Source organism: Micromonospora sp. NPDC049204, assembly GCF_040647935.1.
Classification (GTDB): Bacteria; Actinomycetota; Actinomycetes; order Mycobacteriales; family Micromonosporaceae; genus Micromonospora.
The window spans coordinates 84,712-100,226 of the sequence record NZ_JBEZDC010000022.1 but is presented as its reverse complement, the minus strand read 5'-3'; the positions used below and the strand labels follow the sequence as shown (position 1 = coordinate 100,226).

At 72.5% G+C, this 15,515-nt stretch carries 18 protein-coding genes; 6 read left to right on the top strand and 12 right to left on the bottom strand.

Going from position 1 to position 15,515, the window contains the following annotated elements:
• Positions 1–547: 547 nt before the first annotated feature.
• Positions 548–1,840: a tyrosine--tRNA ligase gene (tyrS, locus tag AB0A90_RS31485; protein ID WP_357254947.1), complete on the bottom strand. Its 1,293-nt coding sequence runs from the start codon at positions 1,838–1,840 to the stop codon at positions 548–550.
• Positions 1,841–1,946: 106 nt separating this feature from the next.
• Here tyrS and AB0A90_RS31480 point away from each other — a divergent pair, with 106 nt between their 5' ends.
• On the top strand, positions 1,947–2,330 hold the full coding sequence (locus AB0A90_RS31480) for a PaaI family thioesterase (protein WP_357254945.1): 384 nt from the start codon (positions 1,947–1,949) through the stop codon (positions 2,328–2,330).
• Positions 2,331–2,349: 19 nt separating this feature from the next.
• Here the strand turns inward: AB0A90_RS31480 and AB0A90_RS31475 are convergent, their stop codons facing one another.
• The 5 genes from AB0A90_RS31475 to AB0A90_RS31455 all read right to left on the bottom strand — a co-directional run bounded on the left by AB0A90_RS31475 (position 2,350) and on the right by AB0A90_RS31455 (position 7,100).
• The gene (locus tag AB0A90_RS31475; RefSeq protein WP_357254930.1) at positions 2,350–3,681 is read right to left on the bottom strand and encodes a hemolysin family protein; all 1,332 of its coding nucleotides are present in this window, start codon (positions 3,679–3,681) and stop codon (positions 2,350–2,352) included.
• Between the two features lie 204 nt (positions 3,682–3,885).
• Entirely contained in the window at positions 3,886–4,527 is a 642-nt protein-coding gene (locus AB0A90_RS31470; protein ID WP_357254928.1) for a hypothetical protein, read from the bottom strand.
• Between the two features lie 9 nt (positions 4,528–4,536).
• Positions 4,537–5,037, bottom strand: coding sequence for a GNAT family N-acetyltransferase (locus AB0A90_RS31465; protein WP_357254927.1), 501 nt, complete (start codon positions 5,035–5,037; stop codon positions 4,537–4,539).
• Positions 5,038–5,075: 38 nt separating this feature from the next.
• A complete protein-coding gene (locus tag AB0A90_RS31460; protein WP_357254925.1) occupies positions 5,076–6,551 on the bottom strand; it encodes a serine hydrolase domain-containing protein in 1,476 nt (491 codons plus the stop codon).
• A gap of 45 nt (positions 6,552–6,596) precedes the next feature.
• The gene (locus AB0A90_RS31455) at positions 6,597–7,100 is read right to left on the bottom strand and encodes a winged helix-turn-helix domain-containing protein (protein ID WP_357254923.1); all 504 of its coding nucleotides are present in this window, start codon (positions 7,098–7,100) and stop codon (positions 6,597–6,599) included.
• Between the two features lie 126 nt (positions 7,101–7,226).
• Here AB0A90_RS31455 and AB0A90_RS31450 point away from each other — a divergent pair, with 126 nt between their 5' ends.
• Positions 7,227–8,099, top strand: coding sequence for a universal stress protein (locus tag AB0A90_RS31450; protein WP_357254922.1), 873 nt, complete (start codon positions 7,227–7,229; stop codon positions 8,097–8,099).
• Here the strand turns inward: AB0A90_RS31450 and AB0A90_RS31445 are convergent.
• From AB0A90_RS31445 to AB0A90_RS31425, 5 genes are all read right to left on the bottom strand, one after another.
• Positions 8,092–8,727, bottom strand: a complete 636-nt coding sequence (locus tag AB0A90_RS31445; RefSeq protein WP_357254920.1) for an FMN reductase — start codon at positions 8,725–8,727, stop codon at positions 8,092–8,094. The genes AB0A90_RS31450 and AB0A90_RS31445 overlap by 8 nt on opposite strands.
• Positions 8,724–9,866, bottom strand: coding sequence for an LLM class flavin-dependent oxidoreductase (locus AB0A90_RS31440; protein WP_357254918.1), 1,143 nt, complete (start codon positions 9,864–9,866; stop codon positions 8,724–8,726). The genes AB0A90_RS31445 and AB0A90_RS31440 overlap by 4 nt, the downstream gene beginning before the upstream one ends.
• 159 nt (positions 9,867–10,025) lie before the next feature.
• The gene (locus AB0A90_RS31435) at positions 10,026–10,301 is read right to left on the bottom strand and encodes a ubiquitin-like small modifier protein 1 (protein WP_357254916.1); all 276 of its coding nucleotides are present in this window, start codon (positions 10,299–10,301) and stop codon (positions 10,026–10,028) included.
• A gap of 2 nt (positions 10,302–10,303) precedes the next feature.
• Complete coding sequence (locus AB0A90_RS31430) at positions 10,304–11,434, bottom strand: exo-alpha-sialidase (protein ID WP_357254914.1); 1,131 nt, start codon at positions 11,432–11,434, stop codon at positions 10,304–10,306.
• Positions 11,435–11,471: 37 nt separating this feature from the next.
• Entirely contained in the window at positions 11,472–12,113 is a 642-nt protein-coding gene (locus tag AB0A90_RS31425; protein ID WP_357254912.1) for a DNA-3-methyladenine glycosylase, read from the bottom strand.
• A 176-nt stretch (positions 12,114–12,289) separates the two neighbouring features.
• Between AB0A90_RS31425 and AB0A90_RS31420 the strand changes: the two genes are divergently transcribed.
• The 4 genes from AB0A90_RS31420 (at position 12,290) to AB0A90_RS31405 (ending at position 13,955) form a co-directional block, all read left to right on the top strand.
• Entirely contained in the window at positions 12,290–12,745 is a 456-nt protein-coding gene (locus AB0A90_RS31420; RefSeq protein WP_357254910.1) for a hypothetical protein, read from the top strand.
• A gap of 86 nt (positions 12,746–12,831) precedes the next feature.
• The gene (locus AB0A90_RS31415; RefSeq protein WP_357254909.1) at positions 12,832–13,257 is read left to right on the top strand and encodes a DNA-binding protein; all 426 of its coding nucleotides are present in this window, start codon (positions 12,832–12,834) and stop codon (positions 13,255–13,257) included.
• Between the two features lie 15 nt (positions 13,258–13,272).
• Positions 13,273–13,404 carry a hypothetical protein gene (locus AB0A90_RS31410; protein WP_357254907.1) on the top strand — a complete coding sequence of 44 codons (132 nt, stop codon included), beginning with the start codon at positions 13,273–13,275 and terminating at the stop codon, positions 13,402–13,404.
• Between the two features lie 197 nt (positions 13,405–13,601).
• Complete coding sequence (locus tag AB0A90_RS31405; RefSeq protein ID WP_357254905.1) at positions 13,602–13,955, top strand: MmcQ/YjbR family DNA-binding protein; 354 nt, start codon at positions 13,602–13,604, stop codon at positions 13,953–13,955.
• Positions 13,956–13,998: 43 nt separating this feature from the next.
• Here AB0A90_RS31405 and argH read toward each other — a convergent pair whose 3' ends face one another.
• Complete coding sequence (gene argH / locus AB0A90_RS31400) at positions 13,999–15,462, bottom strand: argininosuccinate lyase (protein ID WP_357254943.1); 1,464 nt, start codon at positions 15,460–15,462, stop codon at positions 13,999–14,001.
• Positions 15,463–15,515 lie beyond the last annotated feature (53 nt).

Below are 15,515 nucleotides of genomic sequence, written 5' to 3'. Positions count from 1 at the left end.
TTGGCACTGGCTTTACAAGCACCCTGTTGAGTTCTCAAAGAACAACCACACACCGACCAGAAGCCCCACCTCAGTGGAACCCCAACCGGGGCTTTCCGTACCGTGTCCCTTAGCGCTTTCCAGCGCCAGGCACTTTTACTACGTTACCCGCTCGTTTCCGCCGTGTCAAACCGGTGTTTCGCGGTTCGTCGTGCTTCATTCGGTAATGCGGGCACCATGGCTCGACCGGCTTGCGCCGCTCTCGTCACGGATTCGGCAGGCCGGCCGCTGCGGTCTCCCGCAAGCTCGCCCGGTGCCCTGCCGGTTGGTAACCATACCCGGTCGGTTTCGCCGCACCAAATCCGCCTCGCGGCGTTTCTGGCGGCACCTCCCGGTCCGGGATCCGGTGGGCAAGCCCGCCGGCCCGAGGCCGTTCGTCCTGCGCTCCGGCCGTCTCAGGCTTTCGCCTGTTTCGTCCGTTCCGCGCTGGCAGAGAGAAAGTTACGCGTCCGGCGGGATGATCGTCAAATCCGCCGGACGCGTCCCCGGTCACATCGTCGACAGTCGACTATTCGCCCAGCTCAACGCCCGCGAACGAGCGCTTGCCGCGACGCAGCACCAGGTATCGCCCGTGCAGCAGATCGGTCGCCGACACCCCGGCGTCCACCTCGGTCACCCGATTGTTGTTGACGTAGGCGCCACCCTCGGCGATCACCCGACGGGCCTCCTTGAGCCCACTGACGAGCCCGGAGTCCCGCAACAGCCCGGCGACATCCGGCAACTCGCCGGAGAGACGCACCAGGCCGGCCTCGGTCAACGCCGCACGCAGCGTCTCCGGGGCCAGGTCGTCGAGCGACCCGCGGCCGAAGAGTGCCTGACTGGCGGCGACCGCCTGTCGGGTCTCCTCGGCGCCGTGCACCAGGGTGGTCAGCTCCTCGGCGAGCGCCCGCTGCGCCAGGCGCGCCGCCGGCCGCTCGGCCGTCGCCTTCGCCAGCTCCTCCAACTCGTCACGAGTACGGAAGCTGAAGTAGCGCAGGTACCGGTCGACCTCTCGGTCCTCGACGTTGAGCCAGAACTGGTAGAACGCGTAGGGGCTGGTCATCGCGGGGTCGAGCCAGACGGCGCCCCCCTCGCTCTTGCCGAACTTCGTACCGTCGGACTTGGTGACCAGCGGCGTGGTGAACGCCTGCACCGGCCCGGCGCCCCGCCGGCGGACGTAGTCGACGCCGGCGGTGATGTTGCCCCACTGGTCGGAGCCACCGAACTGAAGCTGACAGCCGTGCCGGCGGTGCAGCTCGAAGAAGTCGTTGCCCTGCAGCAGCTGGTAGCTGAACTCGGTGAAGCTGATGCCCGTCTCGAGTCGGGCCCGCACCACCTCCCGCGCGAGCATCTTGTTGACCGGGAAATGCTTGCCCACGTCGCGCAGGAACTCGACGATCGACATCTCGCCGGTCCAGTCCAGGTTGTTGACCAACTGCGCCGCGTTGTCCCCGGTGTACGACACGAAGGGCGCGAGCTGTTCGCGGATGCGCTCGACCCAGCCGGCGATCACCTCGGGCGGGTTGAGCGTCCGCTCGGCGCTCTCCTTCGGGTCACCGATCTGCCCGGTGGCCCCGCCGACCAGCAGCAACGGGCGGTGGCCGGCGAGTTGCAGCCGGCGGGCCATGAGGACCTGCATGAGGTTGCCGACGTGCAGGCTCGGCGCGGTGGGGTCGAAGCCCACGTAATAGGTGGCGGCCGTCCCCCCGTCGAGCAGCTCGCGCAGCTCGTCGAGGCCTGTCGAGTCCTGGATGAGGCCACGCCAGAGCAGGTCGTCGGTCAGGGAGTCCCGCCCGGAGGGCGGGGGGCTGCTGTCGGTCACGGTCACCGATTCTCCCCCATCGCCGGCACCGACCCGTACCGGGTTTGCCGCAACCCGCCCCGGTTAGGCTTGCGCCCCGTTGATCGAGGAGGGATTTGCCGTGGAGATGCCGGATCTGACGGGTGGTTTCGTCGCCCTGCTCGGCCTGACGTTCGAGGAGGCGTCCGCCGACCGGGTGGTCATCAGCTGGCAGGTCCGACCGGAGCTGCACCAGCCGTTCGGCATCCAGCACGGCGGGGTGTACTGCTCGGTGGTGGAGACCGCGGCCAGTGTGGGTGGCTCCCTCTGGCTGGCCGACCGGGGCACGGTGGTCGGCGTGTCGAACCAGACCGACTTCCTGCGGGCCGTCCGGGACGGGAAGCTGACCGCGGTCGGCACCCCCGTGCACCGGGGCCGCAGCCAGCAGCTCTGGCAGGTGGAGATCACCGACGCCGACGAGCGGCTGGTCGCCCGCGGTCAGGTGCGACTCCAGAACCTCTCGCGCGACTGAGCGGCGGCACCCGGACGGTTCAGCTGCGGGCCTCGTCCAGCACCGGCTCCGCCGCCTGGTCGGCGTCGGGGTCGGTGTCATCGGGTACCCGGCTGACCCGTACCTCGGTGATCGCCCGGTGGTCGATGCCGGCCACCACCAGCACCCAGCCGTCCAGGGTGACGTCCTCGCCGGCGACGGTGGGGATGTGCCCGAGGCGGGCCAGCACCAGCCCGGCGACCGTGGTGTAGTCGCCGTCCGGACGCGACGGCAGCTCGACGCCGATGTCCGGGAGGTCGTGCACCGGGAAGGTGCCGGGCAGCAGCAGCGCGCCGTCCGGGTCGCGCCGCACCGAGCGCACGTCCCGGTCGGTCTCGTCGTAGATCTCGCCGACGATCTCCTCCAGGATGTCCTCCAGCGTGACGATGCCGTCGACCGCGCCGCGCTCGTCCACGACGAGCGCGATGTGCTGGCGCTCGGCCTTGAACTGGCGCAGCGCGTCCACCACCGGCAGCGAGTCGGGCAACAGCATCGGGGGGCGGGCGATCTCGTCGACCGGGCGGTCGTCCGGCACGCCCACCAGATCGCGCAGGTGGATCACGCCGGCCGTGTCGTCCAGGCCGCCGTGGCGCACGACCGGCGCGCGGGAGTGCCCGGTGGCGGCCAGCACGAGCCGCGCCGCCTCCGCGGTGGTCCCGCTGTCGAGCGTGAAGACCTGCAACCGGGGTACGAGGACAGCCCGCAACCGTCGGTCGGCGATCTCCACGGCGCCGGCGATGATGGTGCGTTGTTCCTTGGTGAAGCCGTGGTTGCCGGCGACGATGTCGCGCAGCTCGTCCGGGCCGATCTCCTCCGGCTGGTGTTTCGGGTTGAGCCCGACCAGGCGCACGACCACGTCGCTGGTGGCGCCGAGCGCCCAGACGGCCGGCCGGGTAAAGCTGGCGAGCAGATCGAGCGGGCGGGCCACCAGCAGTGCCCAGCGCTCGGCGGACTGCATGGCGATCCGCTTGGGGGCCAGCTCGCCGAAGACCAGGGTGACGAAGGTCAGCGCGAGGGTGACCACCACGATGGCCACCGTCTCGGCGGCGCTGCCGAACATTCCGAGCAGCGGGACGAGCGGCTTGGCCAGCGAGACCGCCGCGGCGGCGGAGGCCAGGAAGCCGGCGAGGGTGATGCCGATCTGGATGGTGGCCAGGAAGCGGTTCGGGTCCTTGGCGAGGCGGGCCAGCACCCGCCCGGCGCGACTGGTGCGCTCCAACCGCTGGATCTGACTGTCCCGCAGCGACACCAGCGCCATCTCGCTGCCGGCGAAGAGCGCGTTGATCACGACCAGGACTCCGACCAGGGCCAGTTGGCTCCCGTAGCTCTGCACGCCCGGTTCGCTCCCTCGTGGTGGTGGCACCGGCCGGTACGCGCGGTGCCCGCCGGTCGGCGAGCCCGCCCGGCGTAGGCGTGTGTTTGCCCCGTCCGGTGCCCGCCGAATCCTGCCCCGGTGAGGCTACGCCGGATCGGGCGTCGGTGACGCTGCGCCGGATCGGGCGTCGGTGACGCTGCGCCGGATCGGTCGCGGGTGACGCTACGCCGGATCGGCGGCCGGGGTCGCCGGCAGGTCGAGGACGTACGAGTCGCCGTCCGGGCGGAAGCCGAGCCGGTGGTAGTACGGGGCGACCATCCGGGGCGGGCTGACCACCCGACGGAAGCCTCGTTCGGTGAACAGGTGGCTGCGTCGGTAGACGAACTCGCCCGGGGTGAAGTCACGGAACCTGGGGGTCACGTAGTCCAGGTCGATCTGGGCGACGCCGTGCGCCTCGGCGTGCGACAGCACCACGCCCACCACCTCGTCGGCGGTGACCACCAGGAAGGCGGATCGTCCCGACGCGTCCGGGTCCCAGTGGAAGTCGGGGTTGAACCGGGCGATGTCGCCGGCGTGCACCCGCAGCGTGTGCGCGAGGAACTGGTCGCCGACACCGACCTCGACCACCTGGTAGGTCTTCTCGTCGTGCCGGGTGGCGAGCATCCCGCGCAGGTACCAGATGTTGATCGCCGCGAGCACGACGTTGAGCCCGACGCCGGGCCAGACCTCGATCGCGGCGTTGTAGCCGATCAGCACGAAGCAGCCGACGAGGTTGAGCGCCCGCAACCGCAGGATGCGCGACTGCAGCAGCGACCAGACCAGCACCGCGGAGCCGGCCCAGCCGACCAGATCCAACCAGTTCACCCCGCGAGACTAGTGCCCGCCCAGGTCAGGGGCGTCGGCGGGCAGCTCCAACAGCCACTCCTCGACGTCTTCGCCGCGACCGTTGGCGTACCCCGAGTCCTCGCCGACCACCACGAAGCCGCACTTGCGCAGGACCGCGAGGGACGCGGCGTTGTCCTTGACGGCGCGGGCGTGCACCGGTCGGGGCACCTCGCGCAGCAGCGCGGTCAGGGCCGCGGTGGCGTGCCCCCGGCCCCAGCGGGCCGGGTCGATCCAGTAGCTGACCTCGGTCCTGCCCTCGGCGGGGAAGGCGCTCACGTAGCCGACCACCTCGCCGTCGACCTCGACGGTGCGGACCCGGTTCGCCGGGTTGGTGAGCACCCGGGCCCAGTGCTGGGCGAACTCCCGACGGTCGGACGGGTCCTTGGCGACGAAGGCCGCCATCCGGTTGGCCTCCGGGTCCTGCTGGAACAGGAAGAACTCGACGAGGTCGTCCTCCTGGACCGGGCGCAACCGCAGATCAGGGGTCATCGGACGAGGGTACGCAACGGCGAGCCCGCGCCGCGCGCTCAGTCGCTCACGGCGGCGACCGCCAGCACGGCGGCGAGCAGGGAGCTGCCCACCGACAGCAGGCGGCGCCACGGCACCCGCGCGTCGACCACCGGCAGGGCGGACCACCGGGTCACGGCCAGTGCGGCCCCCGCCGCCGAGAGACCGGCGCCGAGCGGCCAGAGCCAGACCGGCACGACGGACCAGTCACCCATCCGGTGCGCCAGCCCGAGATAGGCGAACGCCCACACCACCGCCGCCACCAGGGTCACCCGGTCCAGTTCGCGGCGGCGGGCGGTGCCGAGCAGGGACAGGCCGCCGAGGAAGCTGAGCGCCACCGCGAGACCGGCGCCGATCCAGACCGGAGCCGCCGGTGCCGCCTTTCCGGCCTCCTTCTCCGGTACGCCGAGCAGTCGCAGCCCGATCGGCTCGACGCCCTTGTCGGTGTTGCCGAGGACCACCACCGCCCGGCCGGTGGCCCGTTCGAGACCGATGTAGGACCGGAACCCGCCGGTCGCGCCGTTGTGCCAGACCACCTCGTGGTCGCCGTGCCGGGTGGTGAACCAGCCGTACCCGACGTGGGTGTTCTCGTTCTCGCGGAAGCGGGCGGTGGTGGCGTCGGTGCCGGGCGCGGTGCCGGCGAGGGTCGCGGCGGCCAGCCGGCCCAGATCTTCGGCGGTGGACCAGGGGCCGACGCCGGCCGGGGCGTAGCCCACTCCGGACCAGGGGTCGAGTGCCCGGCCGGCGGCCCGGCCGCCGTGGGCGCGGCCGGCCGGCAGGTCGTCGGAGTGGGTGGCGATCACCGTGGCGTTCATGCCGAGCGGTCGGAGCAGCCGGGACCGCAGCAGATCGGCGTACGCGACGCCGGCCTTCGCGGCGAGCGCGTGACCGAGCACGGACGGCCCGACGTTGGAGTAGTGGACGTCGCCGCGCTCGTCGTCGTCGGGGGTGACCCGGTCGGCGGCGCTCCGGATGGCGTCGACGTCCTGCCCGGCGTACGGGTTGCCACCGGACACGTTGGACCAGAGGATGCGAGCCCAGCCCAGGATGCCGCCGGGGGCGAGGCGGGGCAGGCCGGCGCGGTGGCTGGCCAACTCGGCGAGCGTCACCTCGCGGGCGGGGCCGGTGACGGTGGGCCAGGTGGCGCCGAGGGGGTCGTCGGCGTGGACGACCCCGGCGGCGGCCTGGTCGGCCAGGAGCATGCCGGTGAGCACCTTGGTGACCGAGCCGATCTCGAACGAGGTGCCGGGCTCGACCGGCCGGCCGGTCGAGTCCCGGTCGCCCAGGCCGGCGGTACGGATGCGACCGTTCTCGACCAGGGCGACGGCGAGCCCGCGGTGCCCCGAAGGGTCGCGCACAGCGGCCCGTGCGGCGGCGGCCAGATCGGCGTCCCCGGTGGCCTGTGCGCTGAGGCGGCTCACCCGGGGCATCAGCGCGATCCCGGCGACGCCGGCGACCAGTGCCGCGGCGATGGTGATCGCGGTCGTCCTGCGCATGGTGCTTCTCCCTGCTGTTCGGGCGGTCGGTGCGGTGGGGGCGGTTCAGCGGCCGGCGGCGGTGAGGATGGTGAGCAGCGGCACCACGCGTTCGGCGGGGACGGACCACCGCCCTCGGCCGACGCTGCGCAGCCAACCGGCGGCGGTGATCTGGCGCAGGTGGTGGTGGAGCTGGCCGGTCGTGCCCAGTTCCTCGATCTCGGCCAGCTCGCTGGTGCTCTGGCGACCGTCGAGGATCTCGCGCAGCAGCCGCAGCCGCACCGGGTGGGCCAGCGCGGAGAGCGTGGCGGACAGCTCGGTCCAGTCGGCGGCGAGCACGTCGTCGACCGTGCGGCCGTACTGCCAGTCGTAGTGCTGGCCGGCGACGCGGACGGTGCCGGTGTAGAGGACCGCGCCGGTGCCGTCGGGCGGCAGGCGCTGCTTGAGGCCGTCGAGGGCCCAGAAGGTGCCCTCGGACGCGGCCGGTGCCGTCGATGCCGGCGTCAGTCGTTCACTCAGGGCGGTGATCTGCGCTTCCAGGGCGGCCAGCCGCTCTTCCACTGTGCTCATGTGGAGATAGTACGTACTAACGTACTTCCGAGCAAACTCTGTCTCCGGCGTCGGCGATCCGTGGCGAGCGCGCCGCCACCGAGGCAGGAAGATGAAGGGGGCAACCGACCGACCCAGGGAGCGCCGATGAACCGACCCGTCGTGGTGGGCGTGGACGGATCGTCGTCCAGCCTGGTCGCCGCGGAGCACGCGGCCCGCGCCGCACTGCTCCGGTCCCGGCCGCTGCTCCTGCTGCACGGATACCTGCACCCATTCGGCTACGGCATCCCGCTCAACCCGTACGACATCGGGATGCCGGTGCCGTCCGAGGAGGCGCAGCGGATGTTGGAGACCACGGCGGCCGACCTGACCGACCGCTGGCCCGGCCTGGTCGTCGAGGTGCGCCAGGTAGCCGGCGGCCCCGGCATCACGCTGATCGAGGAGTCCCGCCAGGCCGAGTTGGTCGTGGTGGGCAGTCGAGGGCTCGGCGGGTTCGCCGGGCTGCTGCTCGGCTCGGTCGGCACGCAGGTGGCCGCGCACGCGCACTGCCCGGTGCTGGTGGTCCGCCCGGACGAGCAGCCGATCCCGGTGGACGGGCCGGTGCTGGTCGGGGTCGACGGCTCCGAGTCGTCCCGGCTGGCGACGGGCTACGGCGCCGACGAGGCAGCGCGGCGGGAGGTGCCGCTGGTGCTGGTGCACGTCGGCCCGGCGGCCGGGGACCGGGCGGTGCCGGAGGAGATCGAGGAGTCGCAGGCCGTGTACCAGGCCGAGGCGGTGCGGCTACTGGCCGACGCGTCCGCCGCGGTACGCGCCGCGCACCCCGACCTGGTGGTGCGGGAGCATCCGGTCCGGGCGGCCGGCCCGGTCCAGGGGCTCATCGATGCCAGCGGCACGGCGTCGCTGCTGGTCGTGGGCACCCGGGGCCGGGCCGGATTCGCGGGCCTGTTGCTCGGGTCGGTCAGTCAGGCGGTGATCCAGCACGCGCACTGCCCGGTGCTGGTCGCCCACCCGGTCAGCTGACCGGCGCGTCGTCGGATCGGCCGAGCATCTGCAGGAAGTCGGTGGTGAGGGCGAACGGGTCGGCGGGGCCGCTGGTCGGCGGCCGGCGCTCGATCTGGTCGGCCAGTTCACCGGCGGCGCGCCGGATCCGACCGCGCAGAGCGCCGTCCGCGGTGCCGTCGGACCAGTCCTCCGGTGCGGCGAAGACCGCGGTCGGGACGACCACCGACCGGAGGTAGGCGAACATCGGGCGGACGGCGTGCTCCAGAGCCAGGGAGTGCCGGGCGGTGCCGCCGGTGGCGCCGATCAGCACCGGCCGGTCGACGAGCGACTCGGAATCCAACACGTCGAAGAACGACTTGAACAGCCCGTTGTACGAGGCGCTGAAGATTGGGGTGACGGCGATGAGCCCGTCCGCCCCGGTCACCGTGTCGATGACGTCGCGCAGCGCGGTCGGCGGGAACCCGGTGAGCATGTTGTTGACCACGTCGTGGGCGTACTCCCGCAGGTCGACCACGTGCAGCTCCACCTCGGCGCCGCGCCGGACCAACTCGTCGCGGGTCGCCGCGGCGAGCTGGTCGGCGAGCAGCCGGGTCGACGAGGGCTGACTCAGCCCCGCCGAGACCACGGCCAGGGTGCGGTGGGTCATCGGGTCGCCCCCTCCGGTGCCTTGCCCGTGACGTCGTCGACGGCGTGCACGGTGCTGTCCTTGCCGCCGCCCGCGGCGGCGACCAGCGAGGCGTGCGTCGGCGCCGCCGGCACGTGCGCGGGACGCAGCGCCTCGAACTCCTTGCGCAGCACCGGCACCACCTCCTCACCCAGCAGGTCGAGCTGCTCCAGCACGGTCTTCAGCGGCAACCCCGCGTGGTCCACCAGGAACAGCTGCCGCTGGTAGTCACCGACGTACTCCCGGAAGCCCAACGTGCGGTCGATGACCTGCTGCGGGCTGCCCACGGTCAGCGGCGTCTCCCGGGTGAACTCCTCCAACGACGGCCCGTGCCCGTAGACCGGGGCGTTGTCGAAGTACGGCCGGAACTCGCGGACCGCGTCCTGCGAGTTGCGGCGCATGAACACCTGGCCACCGAGGCCGACGATCGCCTGGTCGGCGCTGCCGTGGCCGTAGTGCGCGTACCGCTGGCGGTAGAGCGCGACCATCCGCTGGGTGTGCTCCTTGGGCCAGAAGATGTGGTTGGCGAAGAAGCCGTCGCCGTAGTACGCGGCCTGCTCGGCGATCTCCGGGCTGCGGATCGAGCCGTGCCAGACGAACGGGGGCACGCCGTCGAGCGGGCGCGGCGTCGAGGTGAACGACTGCAACGGGGTGCGGTACTTGCCCTTCCAGTCGACCACGTCCTCGCGCCACAGCCGGTGCAGCAGGTCGTAGTTCTCGATGGCGAGGGGGATGCCGGCGCGGATGTCCTTGCCGAACCACGGGTAGACCGGGCCGGTGTTGCCGCGGCCCATCATCAGGTCCACCCGGCCGTCGGAGAGGTGCTGAAGCATCGCGTAGTCCTCGGCGATCTTCACCGGGTCGTTGGTGGTGATCAGCGTGGTGGCGGTGGACAGCAGCAGCCGCTCGGTGCGCGCCGCGATGTGGCCGAGCATGGTGGTCGGCGACGAGGGCACGAACGGCGGGTTGTGGTGCTCGCCCGCGGCGAAGACGTCCAGACCGACCTCTTCGGCCTTGAGCGCGATGGCGACCATGGCCTTGATCCGCTCATGCTCGGTCGGCTCCCGACCGGTGGTCGGGTCGACCGTGACGTCGCCGACGGTGAAGACTCCGAACTGCATGACCAGCTCCTCGCGTGTCAACCGGGTGCCGTCGTGGTACCCGGACGCAGCTCACAACTTATTTGACGACGCAACTATTCCGTGGCCGGCCCATCTCGCAGTGGCGCCGGTCACGCCCGATAACGGACACACCCCGCGTTGGCGGCGCCTATCACCAGCTCAGCCGCCGGCCACCGACGGGAGCACCTGCACCTCGGCGCCCTCGCCGACGGGCGTGGCCAGCCCACCCGAGTGCCGGCAATCCGCACCGTCGACATAGACGTTGACGTAGCGGCGCAGCTCGCCACGCTCGTCGCGGATCCGCCGGGCCAGCCGCGGATGCGCGACGGCCAACTCGTCGAGGACCGCCCGCAGCGTCCCGGTGGCGCCGACGCTCAGCCGACTGGCCCCGCCGGCCTCGCCCCGCAGCGGTCCGGGCAGCAGCACGGTGACCACGCTCAGACCCCCGCGGCCCGGACGCAGAGCACGTCCGGCAGGTGTGCCGCCACCAGGGACCAGGAGTCGCCCTCGTCGCGGCTGGCGTAGACCGAGCCGGAGCGGGTGCCGAAGTAGACCCCACCGGGAGCGGCGCCGTCGGCGCACATCGCGTCGCGCAGCACCGCCGGGTAGAACGGCCCCTCGGGCAACCCCACCGACAGCGGCTCCCACTTGCCGCCGGCGTCGGCGGAGCGGAACACCCGGCAGCGGTGGTCGGCCGGGAACCGCTCGCTGTCGGCCACCAACGGGAAGGTCCACACCATGCCGCCCCGCCCGGGGTGGGCCACCATCGGGAAGCCGAAGTCGCTGGGCAGCCCGTCGGCGATCGAGGACCAGGTGCGGCCGTCGTCGTCGGAACGGTAGACGCCGTGGTGGTTCTGCGCGTACAGCCGCTCGGGATCGGCCCCGTCCCGAGCGACCTTGTGCACGCACTGGCCGAACTCCGGCCACTCGTCGGGCATGAAGTAGGCGCGGATGCCGGTGTTGCCCGGCGCCCAACTCGCCCCGGCGTCCTCCGAGCGGTAGACGCCACCCGTGGACATCGCGACCAGCAGCCGGGCCGGGTCCCGCGGATGCGGCAGCACGGTGTGCACGGCCTGGCCGCCGAAGCCGGCGTCCCACTGCGGGCGGTGCGGGTGGTCCCAGAGGGAACGGACCAGCTCGAAGCTGCGGCCACCGTCGGCGGACCTGAACAGCGCCGACGGCTCGGTGCCGGCCCAGACCACGTCCGGCTGGTCGGGGCCGGCCGGCACCAACTGCCAGACCCGCCCGAGGGAGACGCCGGTGTCGGCCGGGAACGCGACCGGCGCCTCGTCCGGCTCGTCCCAGGAGGCGCCGAGGTCGTCGCTGGTGGCGACGCTGGGACCGAAGTGTGAGCTGGTCATCCCGACGAGCAGCCGCGGGGTGGACCGCCGGGTGTCGACCGCGACCGCGTAGACCCCGGTCATCGGAAAGTGCGGGCCGGTGATCTCCCAACCGCGCCGGTCATCGTCGCTGGTGGCGAGAAACAACCCCTTGGCCGTGCCGATCGCGAGCAGCGTCGCCATGATGTCCTCCGAACCGTCAATGAGCAGTTCGGTGATTATGGCCACACCCTCCGACACGTTCGCCGGACACACGCCCGCGGGATCAGCGCCGGGTGCGGGGCACGTGCCGGCGATACGCGCTGACCGTCGGATCGCCGTCGAGCCAGAACCGCCACGGCAGGTCGTGCGCGCCGGTCACCCCGACGCGCGGGCCGGCGACCACCGTCTCCGGCGGCACCGGCCGCGTCGGTGGGCGCAACCGGACCGGCCCGTCGCTAAGCAGGTACGCCCCGTACGCCTCGCGGTCGATGCCGAGCGCGGCGCAGAGCCGGGCCGGCCCACGGGCCAGGTCCACGTCCCGGCGTACGGCCGGTCGACGGTCCCGAGCCTCGGTCAGGCCGTCGACGACCTGCCCGGCGCGCAGCAGGACCGCGGAAGCCTCCCCCTCGACACCTGTCACCACGTTCATGCACCAGTGCATCCCGTAGGTGAAGTAGACGTACGCGTGCCCGGCCGGCCCGAACATCACCGCGTTGCGGGGGGTGCGACCCCGGTGCGCGTGCGAGGCCTGATCCCCGGCCATGCCGGCGTACGCCTCGACCTCGGTGATCCGGACGGTGACGCCGCCCGCGTGCAACTCGCAGCCCAGCAGCCCACGCGCGGCCGGCAGCAGCGGGCCGGCGAGCAGGTCGGCCAGCGTCGCCAGGCCGGCGTCGGCGGAGCGGTCGTCCGACACGAGATCCATGGCTCCGACGGTACCCAGCATTCCGCCTGACCATCCCGCCGCCGGGTCCGGCCGGGCACCCGGAAGCCCTCCGGTGTTCATTCGTTCGTCATCCACCCGCGGAAACCCGCCCCACGACCGGCGGGTGTAACGAGTGTCGTCGCAGGGCGCGACGGCGCATCCGGAGAGGAACCACCATGAACGTACGCAGAATCCGTCGACCTCTCATCGCCATCGTCCTGGCCGCGGCAGGCGCCACGCTTGCCCTCGCCCCGTCGGCCAGTGCCAACGCCCCGCTGCGGGCGGGTGCCGCGGTCGACGGCGCCCCGCTGACCGCGGTCGCGCTCAGCGGCACCGGCAAGATCGACGCCAGCGGCGCGGCGGTCTTCGTCCCGATCACCCTGACCTGCTCGCAGCGCACCTCGGTCGACCTGACCGTCAAGGTCGCCCAGGCGATCGGGGACACGATGCGGACCGGCACGACCAGTCGGAAGGTGGTCTGCGACGCGACCACGCAGAAGGTCCGGATCGCCGTGACCGCGACGGAGCGCCCGTTCGCCCCCGGCGTGGCGTTCGGCGTGGTGACCGGCAACTCCTGCGACGCACTGTGCAACTCCCTCACCGACGAACACCGCTTCGAGCTGTCGCTCTGAGCCGCGGCGGGGCGGCGCGGCAAGACCGCACCGCCCCGCTTCAATAGTTTGTTGACAATCGTTCGTTGATAGACTGGGATCGGGGCATGACGACGGACGAGCTGTTCACCGCGCCGGACCCGTCCCGCGCCCGCGCCCACCGCACCCACGAGGCCCTGCAACGCATCAGCGAGCGGCACGCCGGGACCGACACCCAGCGCGGGCGCTGGGCCCACCCGTACGTGCTCGACCCGTGGGAGGCGGTCGCCCTGGTCACCGCACTGGCCGCCGGCGGAGCCGAGCGGGCACCGGCCGAGGAGCCGATCGACGCCGCCGACCTCACCGCCGCGCTGACGCTGCTGCCGCACGTCCGCGCCGAGCTGGACGCCCTGGAAGCCGGACTGTTGACGCTGGCCCGCGACCGGGGGCTGACCTGGCAGGCGATCGCGTACGGGCTGGGCCTGGGCAGCGCGCAGGCGGCCCGGCAGCGCTACGAGCGGGTCGCCGCCCGCTCAGCCGAGCAGAGCGCCTGACGGCCGCGCCCGTCCGTGTTCGACCGCGCCAAGATCGCGCTGGTCCGCGCCAAGATCGCGCTGGTCCGTGTCAAGATCGCGCTGGTCCGTGTCAAGATCGCGCTCGAACACGGAAGTAGTGGCCTCGACCGCGGCGGAGGCCACTAGATCCTGGATCGAGCACGATCTTGCGGGACGGGACGGGACGGGACGGGGCGGGGCGGGACGGGACGGGACGGGACGGGGCGGGGCGGGGCGGGGCGGGGCGGGGCGGACCCAGAGCGGGCCGGGCCGGGCGGGATCGGCACGGCGCGCTTGCGACGGCCGCGGGACGGGCACACTGTGCGCACGACGAGGAGGCACCCATGGAGCGCGCGGAGATGCTGACGTACTGCCTGGCCAAGCCGGGAGCGTGGCTGGACCGGCCGTGGGAGGGCGACGAGGTGGTGAAGGTGGGCAGCCGGATCTTCGCGTTCCTCGGCAGCGGCGCGGGAAAGCCGACGGTCGGCATCAAGTGCGGGCAGACCCGGGAGATGGCCGACGAGTGGCTGCACCGGCACCCCGACGACGCCAAGGTGATGGCCTACATCGGCCGGTCCGGGTGGAACACGCTGCGCCTGGACGGCGGGATCGACGACGAGGAGTTGACCGAGGCGGTCGACGCGTCGTACGACATGGTGGTGGCGAAGCTCCCGAAGCGGGAGCGCCCGACGGCCTGAACCGCCGCGGCGCCGGCGGCCAGCGCCGACGCCACGGCACGGCTCAGCGCGGGACGACCCGCTCGGCGGCCCACTCCCGCCAGGTGGTCAGCCGGTCCGCCGCGGTGGCGAGCTGGTCGGCCACCGGACCGGGGCCGGTGGAGCCGGGGGTGGTGCGGGCGGCGAGGGCCGAACGGACCGAGAGCACGTCGCGCACCGACGGGTCGAGGTGCTCGCTGATCGCGGTCAGGTCGTCGTCGGAGACGTCGTTGAGCTCGCACTCCCGGGCCGCGCAGAGCGCCACCAGCCGACCGGTGATCTCGTGCGCGTCGCGGAACGGCACGTTGCGCCGGACCAGCCAGTCGGCGACCTCGGTGGCCAGGGAGAAGCCGACCGGGGCGGCGGCGACGAGACGGTCCACCCGGACCGTCATCGTGGAGATCATTCCCGCCAGGGCCGGGAGCAGCAGCTCCAGGGTGTCGACGGCGTCGAACGCCGGCTCCTTGTCCTCCTGCATGTCCCGGTCGTAGGTCATCGGCAGGCCCTTGAGCATGGTGAGCACGGTCACCAGGCCGCCGACCAACCGGCCGGACTTGCCGCGGGCCAGCTCGGCGATGTCCGCGTTCTTCTTCTGCGGCATGATCGACGACCCGGTCGCGAACGAGTCGTCCAGCTCCACCCACCCGAACTCGTGCGAGGTCCAGAGCACGACCTCCTCGCCGAGCCGGGACAGGTGCACGCCGATCAGGGCGGTGGTGAAGAGGAACTCGGCGACGAAGTCCCGGTCGGCGACCGCGTCCATGGAGTTGGCGAACGACGTCCGGAAGCCCAACTCCTTGGCCACGGCCACCGGGTCCAGCGGAAGCCCCGAACCAGCGAGGGCGCCCGCGCCCAGTGGGCTGACCGCCGCCCGGTGGTCCCAGTCGCGCAGCCGCTCCAGGTCCCGCAGCAGCGGCTGCACGTGGGCGAGCAGCCAGTGCCCGAACGTGACCGGCTGGGCGTGCTGGAGGTGCGTCATGCCGGGTGCGGCCGTGTCGATGTGCCGCTCGGCCTGCTCCACCAGCGCCTCGGCCAGCTCGACGAGCCGGCTGGCCACGCCCCGGGCGTGGTCGCGCAGGTAGAGCCGCAGGTCGGTGGCGACCTGGTCGTTGCGGGACCGGCCGGCGCGCAGCTTGCCACCGAGGCTGCCGAGGCGCTCCAGCAGACCGCGCTCCAGCGCGGTGTGCACGTCCTCGTCCTCGATGGTCGGGCGGAACGCCCCGGAGGCGCAGGCGGCCTCCAGGTCGTCCAACGCGGCCAGCATGCGGCCCAGCTCCTCCGGGTCGAGCAGGCCGGCGCCGGCCAGGACCCGGGCGTGCGCCCGGGAACCGGCGATGTCGTACGGGGCCAGGCGCCAGTCGAACTGCACGCTCACCGACAGTCGGGCCAGCGCCTCGGCGGGGCCACCCGCGAAACGACCACCCCACAGGCTCGTCCGGTTGGTGGCTGCGCTGTTCTCGGTCAGGCTCTTGTCGTCCACGTCGCCCATCATTGCTCTGCTCGTCTCTCCCTCGCGACTGCGGGGCTCACTCACTGCGTACG

Excerpts from the sequence above, each read along its gene's own strand:
- AB0A90_RS31480 (WP_357254945.1), top strand. The coding sequence starts at position 1,947 with ATGCCGGATCTGACGGGTGGTTTCGTCGCCCTGCTCGGCCTGACGTTC.
- AB0A90_RS31450 (WP_357254922.1), top strand. The coding sequence starts at position 7,227 with ATGAACCGACCCGTCGTGGTGGGCGTGGACGGATCGTCGTCCAGCCTG.
- AB0A90_RS31445 (WP_357254920.1), bottom strand. The coding sequence starts at position 8,727 with ATGACCCACCGCACCCTGGCCGTGGTCTCGGCGGGGCTGAGTCAGCCC.
- AB0A90_RS31420 (WP_357254910.1), top strand. The coding sequence starts at position 12,290 with ATGAACGTACGCAGAATCCGTCGACCTCTCATCGCCATCGTCCTGGCC.
- AB0A90_RS31465 (WP_357254927.1), bottom strand. The coding sequence starts at position 5,037 with ATGACCCCTGATCTGCGGTTGCGCCCGGTCCAGGAGGACGACCTCGTC.
- AB0A90_RS31440 (WP_357254918.1), bottom strand. The coding sequence starts at position 9,866 with ATGCAGTTCGGAGTCTTCACCGTCGGCGACGTCACGGTCGACCCGACC.
- argH (WP_357254943.1), bottom strand. The coding sequence starts at position 15,462 with ATGGGCGACGTGGACGACAAGAGCCTGACCGAGAACAGCGCAGCCACC.
- AB0A90_RS31455 (WP_357254923.1), bottom strand. The coding sequence starts at position 7,100 with ATGAGCACAGTGGAAGAGCGGCTGGCCGCCCTGGAAGCGCAGATCACC.
- AB0A90_RS31460 (WP_357254925.1), bottom strand. The coding sequence starts at position 6,551 with ATGCGCAGGACGACCGCGATCACCATCGCCGCGGCACTGGTCGCCGGC.
- AB0A90_RS31405 (WP_357254905.1), top strand. The coding sequence starts at position 13,602 with ATGGAGCGCGCGGAGATGCTGACGTACTGCCTGGCCAAGCCGGGAGCG.
- AB0A90_RS31425 (WP_357254912.1), bottom strand. The coding sequence starts at position 12,113 with ATGGATCTCGTGTCGGACGACCGCTCCGCCGACGCCGGCCTGGCGACG.
- AB0A90_RS31415 (WP_357254909.1), top strand. The coding sequence starts at position 12,832 with ATGACGACGGACGAGCTGTTCACCGCGCCGGACCCGTCCCGCGCCCGC.